General features: G+C 69.6%; 15 protein-coding genes and 1 pseudogene. 3 read left to right on the forward strand and 13 right to left on the reverse strand.

Annotated features, from left to right (window positions below; all coding sequences use genetic code 11):
* Together MKK58_RS17245 and MKK58_RS17250 are read left to right on the forward strand one after the other, a co-directional pair.
* Positions 1 to 649 (forward strand): ABC transporter ATP-binding protein (locus MKK58_RS17245; protein ID WP_243913247.1); only part of this gene is annotated, 649 nt, incomplete at its 5' end.
* Positions 646 to 1,671 (forward strand): ABC transporter ATP-binding protein, encoded by a 1,026-nt coding sequence (locus MKK58_RS17250; protein WP_243913249.1) that lies wholly within the window; start codon positions 646 to 648, stop codon positions 1,669 to 1,671. The genes MKK58_RS17245 and MKK58_RS17250, both read left to right, overlap by 4 nt.
* Before the next feature lie 144 nt (positions 1,672 to 1,815).
* On the opposite strand, the gene MKK58_RS17255 is transcribed toward MKK58_RS17250, so the two are convergent.
* The 7 genes from MKK58_RS17255 to MKK58_RS17285 all read right to left on the reverse strand — a co-directional run bounded on the left by MKK58_RS17255 (position 1,816) and on the right by MKK58_RS17285 (position 9,384).
* Entirely contained in the window at positions 1,816 to 2,706 is an 891-nt protein-coding gene (locus tag MKK58_RS17255; protein ID WP_243913251.1) for an ABC transporter permease, read from the reverse strand.
* A gap of 1 nt (position 2,707) precedes the next feature.
* Positions 2,708 to 3,655, reverse strand: a complete 948-nt coding sequence (locus MKK58_RS17260) for an ABC transporter permease (RefSeq protein WP_243913254.1) — start codon at positions 3,653 to 3,655, stop codon at positions 2,708 to 2,710.
* Positions 3,656 to 3,899: 244 nt separating this feature from the next.
* Positions 3,900 to 5,174 carry a PotD/PotF family extracellular solute-binding protein gene (locus tag MKK58_RS17265; protein ID WP_243913256.1) on the reverse strand — a complete coding sequence of 425 codons (1,275 nt, stop codon included), beginning with the start codon at positions 5,172 to 5,174 and terminating at the stop codon, positions 3,900 to 3,902.
* A gap of 29 nt (positions 5,175 to 5,203) precedes the next feature.
* Entirely contained in the window at positions 5,204 to 6,196 is a 993-nt protein-coding gene (locus MKK58_RS17270) for an ABC transporter ATP-binding protein (RefSeq protein WP_243913258.1), read from the reverse strand.
* A 72-nt stretch (positions 6,197 to 6,268) separates the two neighbouring features.
* A complete protein-coding gene (gene hydA / locus MKK58_RS17275) occupies positions 6,269 to 7,678 on the reverse strand; it encodes a dihydropyrimidinase (RefSeq protein WP_243913261.1) in 1,410 nt (469 codons plus the stop codon).
* A gap of 4 nt (positions 7,679 to 7,682) precedes the next feature.
* On the reverse strand, positions 7,683 to 8,789 hold the full coding sequence (locus tag MKK58_RS17280; RefSeq protein ID WP_243913263.1) for a ring-opening amidohydrolase: 1,107 nt from the start codon (positions 8,787 to 8,789) through the stop codon (positions 7,683 to 7,685).
* Between the two features lie 151 nt (positions 8,790 to 8,940).
* Positions 8,941 to 9,384: a PACE efflux transporter gene (locus MKK58_RS17285; protein WP_243913265.1), complete on the reverse strand. Its 444-nt coding sequence runs from the start codon at positions 9,382 to 9,384 to the stop codon at positions 8,941 to 8,943.
* A 102-nt stretch (positions 9,385 to 9,486) separates the two neighbouring features.
* On the opposite strand from MKK58_RS17285, the pseudogene MKK58_RS17290 reads away from it, so the two are divergent.
* Positions 9,487 to 10,395: pseudogene (locus tag MKK58_RS17290) on the forward strand (LysR family transcriptional regulator).
* A gap of 40 nt (positions 10,396 to 10,435) precedes the next feature.
* Here the strand turns inward: MKK58_RS17290 and MKK58_RS17295 are convergent.
* The 6 genes from MKK58_RS17295 to urtE all read right to left on the reverse strand — a co-directional run bounded on the left by MKK58_RS17295 (position 10,436) and on the right by urtE (position 18,233).
* Positions 10,436 to 13,357: a hybrid sensor histidine kinase/response regulator gene (locus tag MKK58_RS17295; protein ID WP_243913268.1), complete on the reverse strand. Its 2,922-nt coding sequence runs from the start codon at positions 13,355 to 13,357 to the stop codon at positions 10,436 to 10,438.
* Positions 13,358 to 13,534: 177 nt separating this feature from the next.
* On the reverse strand, positions 13,535 to 14,587 hold the full coding sequence (locus MKK58_RS17300; RefSeq protein WP_243913271.1) for an aliphatic amidase: 1,053 nt from the start codon (positions 14,585 to 14,587) through the stop codon (positions 13,535 to 13,537).
* A gap of 234 nt (positions 14,588 to 14,821) precedes the next feature.
* Complete coding sequence (locus tag MKK58_RS17305; protein WP_243913273.1) at positions 14,822 to 15,139, reverse strand: FmdB family zinc ribbon protein; 318 nt, start codon at positions 15,137 to 15,139, stop codon at positions 14,822 to 14,824.
* A 2-nt stretch (positions 15,140 to 15,141) separates the two neighbouring features.
* Positions 15,142 to 16,371: a formamidase gene (gene fmdA, locus MKK58_RS17310; RefSeq protein WP_243913274.1), complete on the reverse strand. Its 1,230-nt coding sequence runs from the start codon at positions 16,369 to 16,371 to the stop codon at positions 15,142 to 15,144.
* A gap of 144 nt (positions 16,372 to 16,515) precedes the next feature.
* Positions 16,516 to 17,532, reverse strand: a complete 1,017-nt coding sequence (locus MKK58_RS17315) for an alpha/beta fold hydrolase (RefSeq protein WP_243913275.1) — start codon at positions 17,530 to 17,532, stop codon at positions 16,516 to 16,518.
* A gap of 11 nt (positions 17,533 to 17,543) precedes the next feature.
* Complete coding sequence (gene urtE, locus MKK58_RS17320) at positions 17,544 to 18,233, reverse strand: urea ABC transporter ATP-binding subunit UrtE (RefSeq protein ID WP_243913455.1); 690 nt, start codon at positions 18,231 to 18,233, stop codon at positions 17,544 to 17,546.
* Between the last annotated feature and the right edge of the window lie 23 nt (positions 18,234 to 18,256).

The raw sequence follows: 18,256 nt of genomic DNA on the forward strand, positions 1-18,256 counted from the left end.
GCACGGGGTCCCGAAGCGCCAGGCCATCGAGCGCGCCCGCTCCCTGCTCGCCCGGGTGGGGCTGGAGCCGGCGCGCTTCGCGGCGCGCTATCCGCACGAGCTGTCGGGCGGCCAGCGCCAGCGCGTCAACATCGCCCGGGCGCTGGCGCTCGAACCCCGTCTGGTGGTGCTCGACGAGGCGGTCTCGGCGCTGGACAAGTCGGTGGAGGCGCAGGTGCTGAACCTGCTCATGGACCTCAAGCAGGAGTTCAACCTCACCTACCTGTTCATCAGCCACGACCTCAACGTGGTGCGCTTCATCTGCGACCGGGTGGCGGTGATGTATCTCGGACAGGTGGTCGAGATCGGCCCCGCCGACACGGTCCTGGCCGCGCCGGCTCATCCCTACACGGCGGCCCTCCTGTCCTCGATGCCCTCGATGGACCCGGATGCGCGGACCGCGGTGGCGCCACTCGCCGGCGACCCGCCGAACCCGATCAACCCGCCCGCCGGCTGCCGCTTCCATCCGCGCTGCGCCCTGGTGGAGCCCGTCTGCCGGGACGCTGTCCCGCCCCTCGACGCCCTCGATGCGCACCACCGCGTCGCCTGCCTCGCCCGCCAGCCGGGCTCCGGCCATTCCCTGTCACCCAGCCTCACGGTGGCCGCATGAGCGCATCCGCACCCGAGCCGGCGGTCGCGATCCGGGGCCTGAGAGTCGTCTTCGGCGGCGTGGTCGAGGCCGTGGACGGGGTGGATCTCACCCTGGAGCGCGGTCAGGCGGTGGCGCTGATCGGCGAGTCCGGCTCCGGCAAGAGCGTCACCTTGCGGGCGATCATGCGCCTGAACCCGGAGCGCAAGACCCGGATCGGCGGCGAGATCCGGGTCGGCGGCGCGGACGTGATGGCGATGTCGCCCAAGGCCCTGCGGGCCCTGCGCGGCCGGGCCGTGGCGATGATCTTCCAGGAGCCGCTGCTCGCCCTCGATCCCGTCTACACCGTGGGCCGGCAGATCACCGAGGCGATCCGCCAGCACGAGCGGATCAGTGCCGGGGCGGCCCGCGAGCGCGCCCTGGCGCTGTTCGAGCGGGTGCGCATTCCGAGCCCGGAGCGGCGCCTCGACGCCTACCCGCACGAGATGTCGGGCGGCATGCGCCAGCGCGCCATGATCGCGCTGGCGCTGGCCTGCCGGCCGCAGGTGCTGCTCGCCGACGAGCCGACCACGGCGCTGGACGCCACGGTGCAGATCCAGATCCTGCTGCTGCTGCGCGAGTTGCAGGCCGAACTCGGCCTCTCGACCATCTTCGTCACCCACGATCTCGGCGCGGCGGTCGAGGTCGCCGACCGGATCGCGGTGATGTATGCCGGCCGCATCGTGGAGGAGGGCTCGGCCCGCGACGTGGTGCTCGACCCCCACCATCCCTACACGATCGGCCTCCTGCGCAGCCGCGCGGACGGGGCTCTGGCGAAGGGCACGCGGCTGAAGACGATTCCCGGCAGCCCCCCGGACCTCGCTAACCGCCCGCCGGGCTGCCCCTTCGCGCCGCGCTGCTTCCTGGCGGAGGAGCGCTGCCGGGTCGAGGCGCCGCCATACGTGGATGTCGCGCCCGGACACCGCGCCGCCTGCTGGCATACGGAAGCAGCGCATGCGGCGTTCCAGGCGGATAGGGCGCCAGTGATGGAAGCGGCCGTCTGAGCGCAGCGACCCTCCCCCCGCCGCGGGGGAGGGTGCCTGCGGAGCAGGCGGGAGAGGGGGAGACGCATCCGGATATGGCGCTCCCCTCATCCGACCCGCTGACGCGGGCCACCTTCTCCCGCAGAGGGGAGAAGGATTTCGGGCTCAGCCCAGCCGCAACCCGGCCTTCGCCTTGCGCTTCTGGAGATACAGGCTCGTCCCCAAAGCCAGCCCGATCACCGCGAGCGACATCCCCGTGGTGAGGGTGCCGAGCGCGTAGATCTCCGGCGTCGTGACGGTGGTGGTCAGGCCCTGCAATTCCAGCGGCAGGGTATTGCGGCCGCCGATGGCCTGGCTGGTGCGGGCGAGTTCGTCGAAGGACAGGGTGAAGCCGAACAGGGCGACGCCGACCAGCGACGGCCCGAGGATCGGCACCACCACGTGGCGCAGGGTCTGGGGCCCGGTGGCGCCGAGGTCGCGCGCGGCCTCCTCGTAGGCCGGATCGAACCGGTTGAAGACCGCGAACATGATGAGCAGGCCGAAGGGCAGGGTCCAGGTCAGGTGCGCGCCGAGCGCCGAGGTGTAGAGCCCCATCAGGGTGCCGTGCTCCTGCAGCCAGCCCCAGCCGGTCGCGGCGGCGGCCCAGTTCACGGCATCGTCAAGGAGCCGGAACTCCAGCCCAATGCCGAGGGAGACCACGATGGAGGGCACGATCAGGCTCGCGACCGCGATGGTGAACAGGGCGCCCTCGCCGCGGAAGCGCTTGCGGAAGGCCAATCCTGCGAAGAACGCGATGATGACGGTGAGGAGCATCACCACGAGGCCGAGGCGCAAGGATCGCCACAGCGCCCCCCAGATGTCGACGATGCCGAGGCCCGCCCAGAGCTTGCCGAACCAGTGCGTCGAGACCCCGTTCATCGGAAACGTCAGTCCGCCCTGCGGCCCCTGGAAGCTCAGCACCAGGATCGTCAGCGTCGGCCCGTACAGGAAGGCCACGAACAGGCAGAAGAACGCCGCGAGCGCGTAGAAGGCCGGGGAGCGGGGCCGGTCGCTCATCTCAGAGCTCCTTGCGCAGGTCGATGAGCCGGGTCATCGCCACGATCATCAGCATCACGGCGCCCAGCAGCACCACCGCGTTGGCGGCCGCCGCCGGGAGTTGCAGGGCCGACATCTGGACCTGGATGACCTTGCCGACCGAGGCGATCTGCTGGCCGCCCATGACGCCGACGGTGACGAAGTCGCCCATCACCAGGGTGATCACGAAGATCGACCCGATGGCGATGCCGGGTTTCGCCAGCGGCACCACCACGTTCCAGAGGGTCTGCCAGCCGGTGGCGCCGGAATCATAGGCCGCCTCGATCAGCGCACGGTCGATGCGCGCCATGCTGTTGAAGATCGGTACGATCATGAAGACCGTGTTCAGATGCACGAAGGCGAGCACCACCGAGAAGTCGGAATAGAGCAGGCCCTCGATCGGCGACTTGATCAGCCCCATCCCCATCAGGGTGTCGTTGACGAGGCCGTTGCGGCCGAGCAGCGGAATCCAGGAGATCATCCGGATCACGTTCGAGGTCCAGAACGGGATCGTGCAGACGAGGAACAGCGCCATCTGCATCGTGCGCGAACGGACGTGGAAGGCGACGAAATACGCCACCGTGAAGCCGATCACGAGGGTGAAGGCCCAGGTCAGCGCGCAGAACTTCAGGGTGGAGAGGTAGGTCCGCACGGTCGTGCAGGCGTCGGTCGTGTTCAGGCAGCCGTCGAACACGTCGATGTAGTTCTGCACCGTGAAGGACGGGATGATCTCGTACTCGTTGTACTCCCAGAAGCTGACGATCAGGGTCAGGCCCAGGGGCACCACGAAGAAGACGAGGAACACCAGCGCCATCGGCGCGGCCTGGAGATACGCGAGCGCCTGCCGGCGGCGGGTCTTGGCCGTGAGGCTGGCGGCGGGCGCCTTGACGGACGGTGCGTCCGCGATGGCAGGGAGAACGGCGTCGGTCATGGCTCACTCCGGCTGAGCGCAGAACCTCGCCCCGCTTGCGGGGAGAGGGGCGAGCCCCCCTTGCCGGGGGCGAGCCGAGCGGCAGCGAGGGTGAGGGGGCACCACCGGAGGCGGCACGACCGGAGATACCCCCTCACCATCGCCCTGCCGGGCTCGCCTCGCCTCCCGCCAAGGGGAGGACGAGGCCCTCTCCCCGCCGGGCGGGGAGAGGGGCACGCGCTCCGTGGGTGGCGCACCGCCCCGCTCACGCCGCGATGAACTCGTTCCATTTGCGGACCATGTAGGTGTTCTCGTCCATCACGGCGTTCCAGCAGGCGACCGCGCCCATGCGGGTCTCGAACGAGCCGCCGTCGCGGGTGGCGCCGGCCTTCTCCAGCACGCCGCCGTCGGGGCCCTTGATGTCCTTCTCGGCGGGCTTGCCCTCCATCCAGTAGGCCCACTCGTAGGGCTCCATGTGGGATTTCGCCGTCTCCAGCACCGCCGAGTAATAGCCCTGGCGGTTGAGGTAGGCGCCGGCCCAGCCGGAGAGGAACCAGTTGATGAAGTCATAGGCCGCATCGAGCTTGCGGCCCGTCAGGGTCTTGGGCAGGCCGAAGCCGGTGGCCCAGGCCCGGTAGCCCTCCTTGAGGGGCTGGTAGGTGCAGGCCACGCCCTGGCTGCGCACCTTGGTGACGGCGGGCGACCACATCGACTGGATCACGGTCTCACCGGACGCCATCAGGTTCACAGATTCGTTGAAGTCCTGCCAGAAGGCGCGGAACTGGCCGGCGCGCTTGGCCTCGATCAGGAGCTTGATGGTGCGGTCGATCTCCGCCTTCGTCATGTTGCCCTTGTCGGGATAGGTGTAGTCGCCGGTGGCCTCGATCACCATGGCGGCATCCATGATGCCGATGGAGGGGATGTTGAGGATCGAGGCCTTGCCCTTGAATTCGGGGTTCAGGAGCTCCTTCCAGCTCGTGATCGGGCGCTTGATCAGGTCCGGGCGGATGCCGAGCGTGTCGGCGTTGTAGGTGGTGGGGATCAGGGTGATCCACTCGGTGGCCGAACCGGCGAAGGTCTTCGAATTCTGTCCCTCGAGGTAGAAAACCTTCTTGGGCGCGGTGCCCTGGTCGCCGATCTTCTTGCCGGCGACCTCGCCCTTGGTGAAGACCGGGGTGATGTTGTCCGCCTGCTTGATCCGGCGCGCATCCATGCCCTGGATGTTGCCCGAGGGGATGAGCTTCTTGAGGCTGAAGAACTCGGTGTCGAGGAGGTCGAAGGAGTTCGGCTGGGTCACCACGCGCTTGGTCACCTCGTCGGTGACGACGGGGATGTACTCGATGGTGATGCCGAGATCCTCCTTCACCTTCCGGGCGATGTCGCCGGACTGGTTCACGGCGGTGCCGAGGTAGCGCAGGGTCACGGGCTCGGCGGCGATCACGTTGGGAAAGCCGGTGATCGGGCCGGCGCCCAGCGCCAGCCCGGTGGCACCCGCGCCCTGGAGCAGGGTGCGGCGGCTCAGCTTGATCGTGGTCGTCATACAGATTCCTCTACGCGGTCAAAAACGGATCAGGCGCTCAGGCGGTGGGCCGCGTCGGCATCCCAGCCGAGCGGCACGGTCTGGCCGAGGGCGAGGGGGGCGCCCGCATAGGCCGCGTCGTCGATCACCGCCGTCAGCGCGGTGGCGGGGCCTCCGCCGAGGCCGTCGGCCTCGAAGCCCACATGCACGCTGGTGCCCTGGTACTCGACGGAGACGACGCGGGCCGGCACCGCGCCGGACCCGGCCTGCGGGCCGAGGCGCATCCGATCGGCGCGCACGGCGATCTCGCTGGAATCTGGCAGGCGGATGATGTTGTGCCCGCCGATGAAGCGGGCGACGAAGGCGGTGGCGGGGCGCTCGAAGATCGTGCGGGGGTCGGCCGCCTGCTCGATGCGGCCCCCGTTCATCACCACCACGAGGTCGGAGAGCGCCATCGCCTCCTCCTGGCTGTGGGTGACGTGGATGAAGGTGATGCCGAGCTCGGACTGGAGCCGCTTCAGTTCGGTCCGCATCCGCACCCGCAGGAACGGATCGAGGGCGGAGAGCGGCTCGTCGAGGAGCAGGACCTTGGGTCCGGTGACCAGCGCGCGGGCGAGCGCCACGCGCTGCTGCTGGCCACCGGAGAGCTGCGCCGGCAAGCGCTCCGCCAGATGGGCCATCTGCACGAGGTCGAGCATGGCCAGCGCCTTGGCGCGGCGCTCGGCCTTCGGGATGCCCCGCATCTTCAGGCTGAAGGCGACGTTGTCGCGGCAATTCAGGTGGGGGAACAGGGCGTAGCTCTGGAACATCATCGCCGTGCCGCGCTCGGCCGGCGTGGCGTCGCCCACGGCGCGCGGGCCGATGACCACGTCGCCGGAGGACACCGTCTCGTGCCCGCCGATCATCCGGAGCGTCGTGGTCTTGCCGCAGCCCGAGGGGCCGAGCAGGCAGCAATAGGCGCCCGAGCGGACCTTGAGGTCGATGCCGTCCACGGCCGTGGTGTGGCCGTAGCGCTTGGTCAGGCGGATCAGCTCGACGTCCATGATTGTCTCCCTCCGGGGGACCAGCAAGGGCTGGGCCAGACGATATCCGATTCGCGCCGGAAATCCGCGTTCCTACGGGCTCACGGACCGGTCGATGACCTGTCCGTGGCCGAGCGGACCGACCACCCGGCCATCCTCGGCGACGGTCGCGCCCCGCGCGATCGTCATCACCGGCCAGCCCGTCACCGAAAACCCCTCCCAGGGCGTGTAATCCGCCCCGTGATGGAGGCCGGCCTGCCGGATGGTCTCGCGGCGGTTCGGGTCCCACAGCGTTAGGTCGGCGTCGAAGCCGATCCCGATCGAGCCCTTGCGCGGGTAGAGCCCGTAGAGCTTGGCGTGGTTCGTGGCGGTGAGTTCCACGAAGCGGTTGAGGGAGATGCGCCCCGCCGAGACGCCCTCCGAGAACAGGATCGGCAGACGGGTCTCGATGCCCGGGATGCCGTTGGGCACCCAGCGGAAGGAGGTCCGGCCCTTTGGGTTCAGCTTGCCGGCCGGATCGTCGTAGCGGAACGGGCAATGGTCCGAGGAGACCACGTCGAACAACCCGGTCTGGATGCCGCGCCAGATCGCGGCCTGGTTCGCGGCCTCGCGCGGCGGCGGCGAGCAGACGTACTTCGCCCCCGCCATCGGGTCGTCGGAGCCAAGGCCCTTCATGTGGTCGGCGGTGAGCGTCAGGTATTGCGGGCAGGTCTCGGCGTGGATCTTGAGACCGCGCTCCCGGCCCCAGGCGATCTGCTCCATGGCCTGCTCGCCCGAGACGTGGACGATGACGATCGGCAGGTCGACGAGTTCGGCGTGGCTGATCGCCCGGTGCGCCGCCTCGCGCTCGACCACCTGAGGCCGGGACAGGGCGTGGCCGAAGGGGCGGGTCTCGCCGGCCTTCTCGAGCTTCTCGGTCATGTACCGGATCGCGTCGTAGCCCTCCGCATGGACCATGACGCGGGCGCCTTCGCGGCGGGCGAGGTCGAACACGTCGAGGATCTGGCGGTCGTTCAGGACAAGATCGTCGTAGGTCATGAAGACCTTGAAGGACGTGTAGCCCTCGGCGATCAGGGCCGGCAGTTCCTGGCCGAGCACGGCCGGCGTCGGGTCGGAGACGATGAGGTGGATGGCGACATCGACGTGGCACTGCCCTTCCGCCAGCGCCCGGTAGGCATGCGTGGCTTCCCGCAGGGAGGCGCCGCGGGGCTGGAGCGCGAAGGGCATCACGCAGGTGTTGCCGCCGGCCGCCGCCGCCCGGGTCGCGGAGGCGAAGTCGTCCGCCATGACGATGCCGGGGCCCGAGGCCTGGGCGATGTGGACGTGGCTGTCGATCCCGCCGGGCAGCACTAGCAAGCCGGAGGCATCGAGGGTGCGGGCGGCATCGGTGATCCGCGCGCCGATGGCCGCGATGCGCCCGTCGCGGATGCCGAGATCGGCGGGAAACGTGTCGGTGGCGGTGACCAGGGTGCCGCCCCGGACGGCGAGGTCGAACTCCGGCATGCCGTCAATCCCTCACGCGGGCGATGATCGCCACGGGGCCGCCGCCGTCCGGCCCCTGATGCTCGGCGCCGCCGGAGACGAACAGGTCGGTGCGCCCGATCGCGGCGGCGGCGACCCCGCCCACGAGGGCGCGGGCGTGCCGGGTGGCGTTGATGTCGCTGTCGTCGTTCATGATGTGGCGCCGCCCTCGGATCAGCCCGTCATGCGAGGGCTCGGCCTTGGCGAGCAGCGCGACCACGCGCTCGGACGCCTCGGGGGCCAGCTGGCCGGAGCCGGGGAACCTGAGATCCGCCAGGGCCCCCTGGATCGCGAAAAAGTCGATGCCGTCGCGCATGACCCGGTGGGCGATGGCGAGCGGACCGGACCAGCCGGGCGCGTTGCCCAGCACGATGACCTCGTTGCGCATGAGTTCGATGCCCGCCGAGGCGCTGGCCCGCCCGGAATAGAGGTCGCGCCGTGCGCCGATGGCGGCGTCCGAGAGGTCCGCCTCCGCCACCTCGCCGAGCGCCAGGGCGATGCCGAGCGCCGAGGCCCCGCGCGACAGGCCCATGGAAGCGTAGGTGTCGTGGGTGGCCACAGGCTGTCCACGCTCGGCCGCCTCCTGGATGCGGGCGCTGGTGAGGAGGGGGCACTTCACCTGCACGAAATGGACGTCCGCGGAATCGTCGATGCCGGCCCGGGCCATAGCCTCGGCCACAGCCGCGGCGGTGGCTCGCACCTGTGCCATCCGGCCGATCGCCTCGGGCGGAAAATCGGCGGTGAAGGCGGTGCCGACCGCGAGCGCGGTTCCGCCCGGTGCGTCCGGACCGTCGCGGCGCGCCAGGACGAGGAGGTGGGGGGAGAGGCCGCCCTCGGTGCCGCCGGACATGACGAGGGCCACCCGTGCGCCGACCGAAGCCGGCGTGCAGCCCATCGCGCCCGCGAGCGCCGTCTCCAGCGCCATCACGGCGAGCTGGCGGGTGAAATCGTTGACGCAGCCGTTGCCCTCGGTCTTGCCGAAGATCGCCACGATCTCGTCGGCCGCCACGGCGCCGCCCGCGATGAGCGCCATCACCCCCGAGACGTCGGCGGGGTGCCGGGTCGGCACGCGGAAGGCGAGGCATTCGGGCATCGGGCTCTCGAACCAGGCGGGTCGGCGGGGAGGCGCACGCCCAGGCTTAGGCCGGGCGGGGGCCCCGCGCGAGTGCTGGATTCTGCACGCCGCGCTCCCGAACCGGCAACAGGGCCGCCCGACATGGAGGGCCGGAGGTCAAGCGCCCCGCTCAGCGGGACGCCTCCGCGGTGGCCACGCTCCAGCTCGGAAGGGGAAAGGTTCGGTCGTAGGCCAGATTGAACACGAAGGCGTAGGCCACGTAGAAGCCGGCGATCGCGAGATCCATGACGAAGGCCTCGACGAGGCCGATGCCGAGGAACCAGGCGATCGGCGGCAGCAGGATCACGAGCAGCCCGGCCTCGAAAAGCACGGCGTGCCCCACGCGCAGGAGGAGGCTCTTGCGCGTGTGCCCGGCCAGTCGCTGCATCGCTCGATCGAAGCCGAGGTTGTAGACGTAGTTCCAGACCGTCGCGACCAGGGCGCTCCCGACGCCGATCACGCCCATGTCGGAGGCAGGCAGCCCGAACAGCAGGCCCCCCAGTGGGATGATGAGCGCGAGCCCGATCAGCTCGAACAGGATGGCGTGGCGGATACGGTCGCGGGTGCTGCGCATGGTCTTGTCTCGGAACCTTGCCTGGGAACGTCAGAATGATCCGCGGCTTTCTATCTGCGATAACCGGGTCGGCAAGTTAGGAAGCATCTGGAATTCCGATAGATGGCCGTGTCACTCGACCAACTCCAGGCATTCGTCGCGGCTGCCGAAGCCGGCTCTTTCTCCGGTGCGGCCCGCAATCTGCGGAAGGCGCAGTCGGCCATCAGCACGCAGGTCGCAAATCTCGAGGCCGATCTCGGGCTGGCACTGTTCAGCCGGGAGGGCAGGAACCCGGTCCTCACCGCAGCGGGGGAGCGGCTCCTGCTGGAGGCGCGTGTCGTGCTCGACCGGCGGGAGCACCTGATCGGGGTAGCGAGCAGCCTCCAGCGGGGGATCGAGAACCGGCTCGTGGTGGCGATCGACGAACTCTACCCCGAGCATGCCCTCGGCGCCCTCTTCGCCGACTTCGCGAAGGCCTTCCCCTCCGTCGAGCTGGAACTGCTGTTCCCCTTGATGGAAGACGTCAGCCGCATGGTGCAGTCCGGAGCCGCCCATCTCGGCGTGATGTGGCGCCAGGAGGTCCTGCCGACCGAACTCGGTTTCCAGACCATCGGCTGGGTGCCCCTCAAGCTCGTTTGCGCGCGCGACCACCCGCTGGCGAAGGCCCGCGTGGCGTGGGAGGAGCTGAAGCGCCACCGCCAGATCCTCGTGGCGGCGCGCGGCGACGGGCCGGAGAAGCGGCGTCTGCGGGTGGCCGCCGAGGTGTGGTAGGTCGAGAGCCACTGGGTCATCCTGGAGATGGTGAAGCACGGGATCGGCTGGGCTTTCGTCACCGATCACGTGATCGCCGCGTCCCTCACGGCGCCCTACCTCGTCACGCCGGATCTTCAGTTCGATCAGGGCGACTGGCCCATCGCCCTCGAACTGGTCTGGCACAAGCAGCGGCCCTGCGGCCCCGCCGCGGCCTGGCTCCGCGAGCGCTTCGCGGCGGAGCGGATCGGCAACTTCCGGAGCGAGGATCGGCCGCGCTGAGGGGACACGCTTCGCGCGAGCGCCGCGCGGGCCGGCCGCCTCAGTCGGCGCCCTCGATCAGGCCGCGGATGCGGGTGGCGAGGGCCTCCAGCGCGAAGGGCTTGACCAGCACCTGCATGCCGGGGGCGAGGTGGCCGTGGTTGAGGGCGGCGTTCTCGGCGTAGCCGGTGATGAACAAAACCTTCAGGCCGGGCCGCGAGACCAGGGCCGCCTCCGCCATCTGCCGGCCGTTCATGCCGCCGGGCAGGCCGACATCGGTGACGAGGAGGTCGATCCGCACGTCCGATTGCAGCACCTTGAGGCCCGAGGCCCCGTCGGCCGCCTCGATGGCGGCGTAACCGAGATCCTCCAGCACCTCGGTGACGAGCATCCGCACCGTGGGCTCGTCGTCCACCACCAGCACGGTCTCGCCGAGCTTGGCCCGGGCCGCCTCCGACAGGTCCGGTACCGCCTCTGCGCCCTCCGCCTCACCGAGGTGGCGCGGCAGGTAGAGGCACACCATCGTGCCCTCGCCGGGCTCGGAATAGATCCGCACCTGGCCGTCCGACTGCTTGGCGAAGCCGTAGATCATGCTGAGGCCGAGACCCGTGCCTTCCCCGATGGGTTTCGTCGTGAAGAACGGATCGAAGGCCTTGGCGGCGACGTCCGGCGTCATGCCGGTTCCGTTGTCCGAGACGCAGAGGGAAACGTACTGGCCGGGCTCCAGGTCGCGCTCGCGGGCGCCGCGCGGGTCGAGCCAGCGGTTGCCGGTCTCCACCACGATGCGCCCGCCCTCCGGCATGGCGTCGCGGGCGTTGATGCAGAGGTTCAGGAGGGCGTTCTCGAGCTGGCTCGGGTCGACCAGGGTCGGCCACAGGCCGGCGGCACCCACCACCTCGACGGACACCGCCGGGCCGACCGTACGGCGCACCAGCTCCTCCATGCCCTCGACGAGGCGGTTCACGTCGGTGGGCTTCGGCGCCAGGGTCTGGCGGCGCGAGAAGGCGAGGAGCCGGTGCGTCAGGGCGGCGGCCCGGCGCGCCGCTCCCTGCGCCGCGCCGATGTAGCGTTCCAGGTCGCCGACCCGGCCCTGAAGCATCCGGGTCTGCATCAGTTCGAGGGATCCGACGATGCCCGCCAGCATGTTGTTGAAGTCGTGGGCGAGCCCGCCGGTCAGTTGCCCGACGGCCTCCATCTTCTGTGACTGGCGCAGGGCCTCCTCGGCCCGCATCAGCTCGGCCGTGCGCTCGGCGACGCGCTGCTCCAGGGTCTCGTTGAGGCTGCGCAACTGCTCGGTGACGCGCGCGCGCTCGGCCTCGCCGGCGCGGCGCTCCTCGATGTCGATGAGCACGCCGGGGAAGCGCAGGGGCGTGCCGTCCGGGCCGTGCTCGACCCGGCCGTTGGCCTCCAGCCAGTAGTAGCGGCCGTCGGCGCGACGGGTCCGGTACTGGTGCGCGTAGGCGCCCCCCCGGGCGATCGCGGCCTCGATCGCCGAAGCGAGGCCGGCGCGGTCGTCCGGATGCACGGTCTCCACCACCTGGGCGAGGCTCAGGCCCTCGCGCCCGGCCGCCGGATCGAGTCCGAAGCTGCGGGCGAAGGCCTCGTCGACGCTGAAGCGGTCGTTCTGCAGGTCCCAGATCCAGGTGCCGATGATGGCTCCGGCCGAAAGGGCGAGCTGCACGCGCTCGATGTTCTCCCGGGCCAGAGCCTCGCTGGCGCGTAAGGCGTCCTCCGCCCGGCGGCGGGCCGAGATATCCCGGAAGAGCACGGAGACCTGGCGCCGGCTCGCCGGTTCGATCCGGGCAGCGGAGACCTCGATGTACCGCCCGGCCAGCGGGAAGGCCCGCTCGAAGCGGATCGAGGTGCCCGTGCGCAGGACGCCGCCGTAGAGTTCGAGCCAGCCCTCGGCCTCCGCCGGCGCGAGGTCGCGCAGGGTGCGACCGACGATGCCCGGGATGCCGGTGTGGCGCTCGTAGCCGGGATTCGCCTCGACATGGACGTAGTCGCTCGCCGGTCCGTGCGGCCCGTCGAAGAACTCGATGATGCAGAAGCCGTCGTCGACGGCCTCGAACAGGGCGCGGTAGCGCGCCTCGCTGGTGGCCAGGGCGTCGCGGGCGGAGCGCTGCTCGGTGACGTCGCGGGCGATGCCGGAGAACCGGACGGGACGCCCCGCCCCGTCGCGCTCGATCTCGCCCCTCCGGGCGATCCAGCGCAACTCGCCCGTATCGGGGCGGCGGATGCGGTACTCGACGTCCCGCGGCGGCTCGCCCTGCCGTCGGCTCTCCGCGGTGGAGACGAGGTGCGCGTCCTCGGCGACGACCAGCCCCTCGAAGGCCGTGGCCGGGTAGGCGGCGGCCTCGGGGAGCCCGTAAAGGCGGCAGAACTCCGGCGTCGGATGGAGGACGCCGTCGTCGATGCCCACCGAGAACACGCCGATGCCGCCGGCCTCCTGGGCCCGTCGCAGGCGCATCTCCGCCTCCCGCAGGGCATCCCCGGCCCGGTGCTCCTCGGTGCGGTCGCTCAGGACCTTGACGTAGCCGATGTGGCCGCCCTCGCAATCCCGCAGGGGCATCATCTCGCCCGAGGCCCAGAACCGGGAGCCGTCCGCCCGCAGGTGCCAGCGCTCGTCCTCGGCGCGGCCCTGCGCCAGGGCCAGGCGCATCTCGGTGGCGGGCCGATCGATGGCGCGGTCCTCGGGGGTGAACAAAGCGGCGATGCTCCGTCCCCGGATCGCCGCGGCGGACCAGCCGAAGATGCGCTCCGCACCGGCATTCCAGTCGGTCACCGCCCCGTCGCGATCGGTCCCCACGATGGCAAAGCGCGTCGTGGCATCAAAGATCGCCTGCCGGTGCGGCACGGACTCATGTCGTGGCCCGCCCTCGCGCTCGCCGCCGGTCCGGTGGGCCTCGGCCCGCAGACGCGCGGCCTCCCGCTCCAGATCCTCGGCGCGGCGCAGGAGCGCGTCGGTCTCGGGTTGGCTCATGCCGTGACGTCCATCCTTTCCGGAGTCCGATCCGGGGCTGCGGGTCTCGCCATGTGCGGTAGAGGTGCCGCCTGCCCGGGTCAAACGAAGGATGGGGGGAGGGCGCGCCACAACGGCGAAGGCCGGCCCCGCCTTCACGGGACCGGCCTTCGACACGATAGCAGGGCCGACGCGCAGTCACCTCGGGTCGGGCGGCCCCTCGCCCTTGCCGACGAAGGGGATGCCCTCGATCGGGCATTCCTCGGTGCCGACGCCAGGCCGCGTGATGGCCCGCACGGCGTCGCGGGTGGCGTCGGGGTCCTCGATCCAGCGGCGGTAGAAGTCGTAGGGGCATTCCGACAGGCCGTGCCGGTTCTCCTTCGAAGCGATCATGCCGGTGTAGCCGCGGTGGAGCAGCTTGAAGAGGTGGTTCTCCGATTGCCCGTGGGCGCGCGCATCGCGGATCAGGAACTTCGACAGGGCGGCGTACTGGATCCCCATCTCTTCCTCGCCGCACTCGCCGAGGGTGCGCCCGTCGAAGCCGACGATGGCCGAGTGGCCGAAGTAGGAATAGACGCCGTCGAACCCCGCCGCGTTGGCCACCGCCACATAGGTGTTGTTGGCGAAGGCCATCGCCTTCGACATCAGGATCTGCTGCTCCTTGGCCGGATACATGTAGCCCTGGCAGCGGATGATCAGCTCGGCGCCCCGCATGGCGCAGTCGCGCCAGATCTCGGGATAGTTGCCGTCGTCGCAGATGATGAGGCTGATCTTCAGGCCCTTGGGGCCGTCGGAGACGTAGGTGCGGTCACCGGGGTACCAGCCCTCGATCGGGGTCCAGGGCATGATCTTGCGGTACTTCTGCACGATCTCGCCCTGGTCGTTCATCAGGATGAGGGTGTTGTAGGGCGCCTTGTTCGGGTGCTCCTCGTGGCGCTCGCCGGTGAGGGAGAACACGCCCCAGACCTTGGCCTTCCGGCAGGCGGCGGCGAAGATGTCGGTCTCAGCCCCGGGCACGGTAGAGGCGGTCTCGTACATCTCGGCCGCGTCGTACATGATCCCGTGGGTCGAGTATTCGGGGAAGATGACGAGGTCCATGCCGGGCAGGCCGGACTTCATGCCCACCACCATGTCGGCGATTCTCTGGGCGTTCTCCAGCACCTCCGCCTTCGTGTGGAGGCGCGGCATCTTGTAGTTCACCACCGCGACGCCGACGCTGTCGGCGCTGGACGAGATGTCTCCGTGCATCATGGCGTGATTCCTCCGGGTTTGTGTGGGTCCCCTCGCCCCGCCTGCGGGGAGAGGGCCGCGTCTCCCCCTCGTCGGGGAGCGCGGCGAGGCGGCAGCCGAAGGTGAGGGGGCGCCACCGAGGGAGTCTCATCGGTTCGCGCCCCCTCACCCTCGCTGCGGCTTCGCCTCCGCTTGCCACGGACCCGGCAAGGGGTCCGTGGCCCTCTCCCCGCAAGCGGGGAGAGGGGAAGTGGATCAGTGGCTGATCATCCACGGCCGCGCATTGGGAAAGCTCTTGGCGGCCCCGGGGTTGGATTTCGCCTTGGCGCCCGAGCAGCAACCGCAGCCGGCCCCGTGCGCGGACGACTTGCGGGGCGCGTGCTGGCTCCGCTCGTTCGTGGCGAAGGCCTTGCGCCGCCCCGCATCCATGGAGGCGAAGTTGGGCGCGGTGAGGAAGGCGCGCCCGCATTCCGACCCGCAACCGGGGCAGTCGTGCGGATCGCGGAACTGCGCCATGGGGCGCAAGACCGTGAACGGCCCGCAGGCCTCGCAAGCGTAATCGTAGACGGGCATGCTCAAAGGTCCGGAGAGAGCGGCATCTGGATCGAGCCGTCGATGAACTTCGTCGGCCCATCCGCTCCGGGATTGATGTCGAACTCGAAGATCTTCGTCGGAATCCAGAGGGTGGCGCAGGCGTTCGGGATGTCGACGACGCCGGAGATGTGGCCCTGGACCGGGGCCGTGCCGAGGATCGAGTAGGCCTGGGCGCCCGAGTAGCCGAACTTCTTCAGGTACTCGATGGCGTTGAGACAGGCCTGGCGGTAGGCCACCGTGACGTCGAGGTAATGCTGCTTGCCGTACTCGTCGACGGAGACGCCCTCGAAGATGAGGTGATCGTCGAACTTCGGCGTCACCGGCGACGGCTTGAAGATCGGATTCTTGATCCCGTACTTCGACATACCGTCCTTGATCAGGCTGACCTTGAGGTGGACCCAGCCCGCCATCTCGATGGCGCCGCAGAAGGTGATCTCGCCGTCGCCCTGGCTGAAATGCAGGTCGCCCATGGAGAGGCCCGCACCCGGCACGTAGACCGGGAAGTAGATCTTCGAGCCGCGCGACAGGTCCTTGATGTCGCAATTGCCGCCGTGCTCGCGCCCGGGCACCGTGCGGGCGCCCGTCGCGGCCGCCGCGTCACGCCCCTCGCCCTTGAGCCGGCCCATATGGGCGGTCGGCGCGAAGGGGAGGGTCGCGAGCGCCGGCACCCGGTTCGGGTCGGTGTCGAACAGCGCCTTCTCGCGGGTGTTCCAGGTCTCCAGCATCTTCGGATCGGGCAGGCAGCCGATCAGGCCGGGATGGATCAGGCCGGGGAAGCGCACACCGGGGATGTGGCGGGACTTGGTGAACATGCCCTCGAAGTCCCAGATCGACTTCTGGGCCAGGGGGAAGTGCTCGTCGAGGAAGCCGCCGCCGTTCTTCTTGGAGAAGAAGCCGTTGAAGCCCCACTGGCTCTCGGGCTTGGCGCCGATGTCGAGGAGGTCGACCACGAGGAGGTCGCCGGGCTCGGCGCCCTCGACGCCGATCGGGCCGGAGAGGAAGTGCACGATCGACAGGTCGATGTCGCGGACATCGTCGGCCGAGTCGTTGTTCTTGATGAAGCCGCCGGTCCAGTCGTAAGTCTCGACGATGAAGTCGTCGCCGGGCTTGACCATGGCCACCATCGGGATGTCGGGGTGCCAGCGGTTGTGCACCATGTCGTTGTCGTAGGCCGACTGCGTGAGATCGACCTTGATCAGGGTCTCTGCCATGGGTCTCTGCTCCCTTCCCTAGTTTCGGGACTTGCCCTGGACGTGAGGACGTCCGTCCCCGTTCGCGCCGACGGTCGGATCCGTCTGCGTGTGACGTGCCGGTGATGTGCGGGCCGAGCGCGGTGCGACCGGCCCGGGTCGCCGTCAGCTTGCGAGCAGCTCCTTCAGGGCCGCGTCGAGTGTGGCGATGTCGTCCGGGCTCGTGCCCGGGCCGCCCGCGAAGTGGCCCCACCAAGTGTCGATGACGCGCAACTCCGCATTCGGCATGGCCGCCGCCTCGATGGCGTTGTCCTCGGGGGGAAAATAAAGGTCGGTGGAGGCCGGCATCAGGATAGCCTTGGCGGTGATCGCGCCGAAGGCGGCCTTGAGGTCACCCTTGAAGACGTCGTTGGCGCTGATGTCGCCGTTCTGCCAGGTCCACAGCATCGCCAGGAGGTCGTTGGCGTCGCGGGTGTAGAACAGGCCTTCCCAGAACCCGACGAGGAAATCCTCGAGCGAGGCGTAGCCCATGTGGGTCTTGTCGGCCTCGATCCGGTAGAACGTCTGCGACAAACCCCAGCCGGCATAGACCCGGCCGAAGGCGCGCAGGCCCCGGTTCGGCGGGCTCGTGTACCAGCCCTCCGCGTAGGCGGCGTCGGCCTGAAGCGCGGCCTTGGCGCCCTCGAGAAAGACGAAGTTGTGCCGCGAGCACTTGGCCGAGCCCTGAAACGGGAGGATGCGGGGGACCATGTCGGGATAGAGTGCGCCCCAGTGGTAGGTCTGGAGGGCCCCCATCGACCAGCCGGTGACGAGCACCAGCTTCTCGATTCCGAAATGCTCGGTGACGAGGCGATGCTGGGCCGTGACATTGTCGTAGGCGGTGACGTTGGGAAAACGCGGCCCATTCCAGGGGGCCGGCGTGTTGCTCGGCGAGGACGAGAGCCCGTTGCCGAACATGTTCGGGATGATGATGAAGTACCGCTCCGGGTCGAGGGCCTTGCCGGGGCCGATCAGCCACTCGTTCTCGGTGTGCTGACCCGAGTACCAGGTCGGGTAGAGAATCGCGTTGTCTTTCGCCGCGTTGAGGGTGCCGAAGGTCTTGAAGGCGAGCTTGGCGCTCCGTAACGTCTTGCCGCACTGAAGAACGAAGTCGCCGAGTTCGAAGATCTCGTAGTCGACCATGTCGGACTCCATCAGACCGAGAGGAAGCGGGCGACCTGGGCCTCGTCGATGTCGGCGCGCAGCGACTCGTGCACGATGTGGCCGTTCTCGATGACGAGCACCCGATCGGCGACGTCGAGGGCGAAGCTCAGCACCTGTTCGGAGACCACGATGGACAGCCCGCGCGCGTCGCGGATTTTCTTGAGCGTTCGCCCCATCTCACGGATGATCGAGGGCTGGATGCCTTCCGTCGGCTCGTCCAGCAGCAGGACCTTGGGGCTGCTCGCCAGCGCCCGGGCGATGGCGAGCTGCTGCTGCTGGCCGCCGGACAGGTTGCCGCCGCGCCGTCCCTTCATCTCCAGCAGCACCGGGAACATCTCGTAGAGCTCCTGGGGCACCCGGCGCTCGTTGGTGACGGTCAGCCCGGTCTCGATGTTCTCCTGCACGGTCATGGCGGAGAAGATCATCCGGCCCTGCGGCACGTAGGCGAGGCCCTTGGCCACGCGCTGGTGGCTCTTCAGGGCCCCGACTTCGGTGCCGTCGACCCGGATCGAACCGGATTTAACCGGCACGATGCCCATGAGGGTCTTCATCAGCGTGGTCTTGCCCATGCCGTTGCGGCCCATGACGGCCACGATCTCGCCGGGCGCCACCGCGATGTCGAGGCCGTGCAGCACCTCGCTCTGGCCGTAGGCCGCGTGCAGGTCGGTGATCGCCAGCATCGGCGGGAGTCCGGCCTGGATGG

The sequence above is a fragment of the Methylobacterium sp. J-078 genome, assembly GCF_022829285.1.
GTDB lineage: Bacteria > Pseudomonadota > Alphaproteobacteria > Rhizobiales > Beijerinckiaceae > Methylobacterium.

Bases quoted from the DNA above. Each gene is read 5' to 3' on its own strand.
- MKK58_RS17250 (WP_243913249.1), top strand. From the start codon at position 646: ATGAGCGCATCCGCACCCGAGCCGGCGGTCGCGATCCGGGGCCTGAGA.
- MKK58_RS17255 (WP_243913251.1), bottom strand. From the start codon at position 2,706: ATGAGCGACCGGCCCCGCTCCCCGGCCTTCTACGCGCTCGCGGCGTTC.
- MKK58_RS17260 (WP_243913254.1), bottom strand. From the start codon at position 3,655: ATGACCGACGCCGTTCTCCCTGCCATCGCGGACGCACCGTCCGTCAAG.
- MKK58_RS17265 (WP_243913256.1), bottom strand. From the start codon at position 5,174: ATGACGACCACGATCAAGCTGAGCCGCCGCACCCTGCTCCAGGGCGCG.
- MKK58_RS17270 (WP_243913258.1), bottom strand. From the start codon at position 6,196: ATGGACGTCGAGCTGATCCGCCTGACCAAGCGCTACGGCCACACCACG.
- hydA (WP_243913261.1), bottom strand. From the start codon at position 7,678: ATGCCGGAGTTCGACCTCGCCGTCCGGGGCGGCACCCTGGTCACCGCC.
- MKK58_RS17280 (WP_243913263.1), bottom strand. From the start codon at position 8,789: ATGCCCGAATGCCTCGCCTTCCGCGTGCCGACCCGGCACCCCGCCGAC.
- MKK58_RS17285 (WP_243913265.1), bottom strand. From the start codon at position 9,384: ATGCGCAGCACCCGCGACCGTATCCGCCACGCCATCCTGTTCGAGCTG.
- MKK58_RS17295 (WP_243913268.1), bottom strand. From the start codon at position 13,357: ATGAGCCAACCCGAGACCGACGCGCTCCTGCGCCGCGCCGAGGATCTG.
- MKK58_RS17300 (WP_243913271.1), bottom strand. From the start codon at position 14,587: ATGATGCACGGAGACATCTCGTCCAGCGCCGACAGCGTCGGCGTCGCG.
- MKK58_RS17305 (WP_243913273.1), bottom strand. From the start codon at position 15,139: ATGCCCGTCTACGATTACGCTTGCGAGGCCTGCGGGCCGTTCACGGTC.
- fmdA (WP_243913274.1), bottom strand. From the start codon at position 16,371: ATGGCAGAGACCCTGATCAAGGTCGATCTCACGCAGTCGGCCTACGAC.
- MKK58_RS17315 (WP_243913275.1), bottom strand. From the start codon at position 17,532: ATGGTCGACTACGAGATCTTCGAACTCGGCGACTTCGTTCTTCAGTGC.
- urtE (WP_243913455.1), bottom strand. From the start codon at position 18,233: ATGCTGGCGATCACCGACCTGCACGCGGCCTACGGCCAGAGCGAGGTG.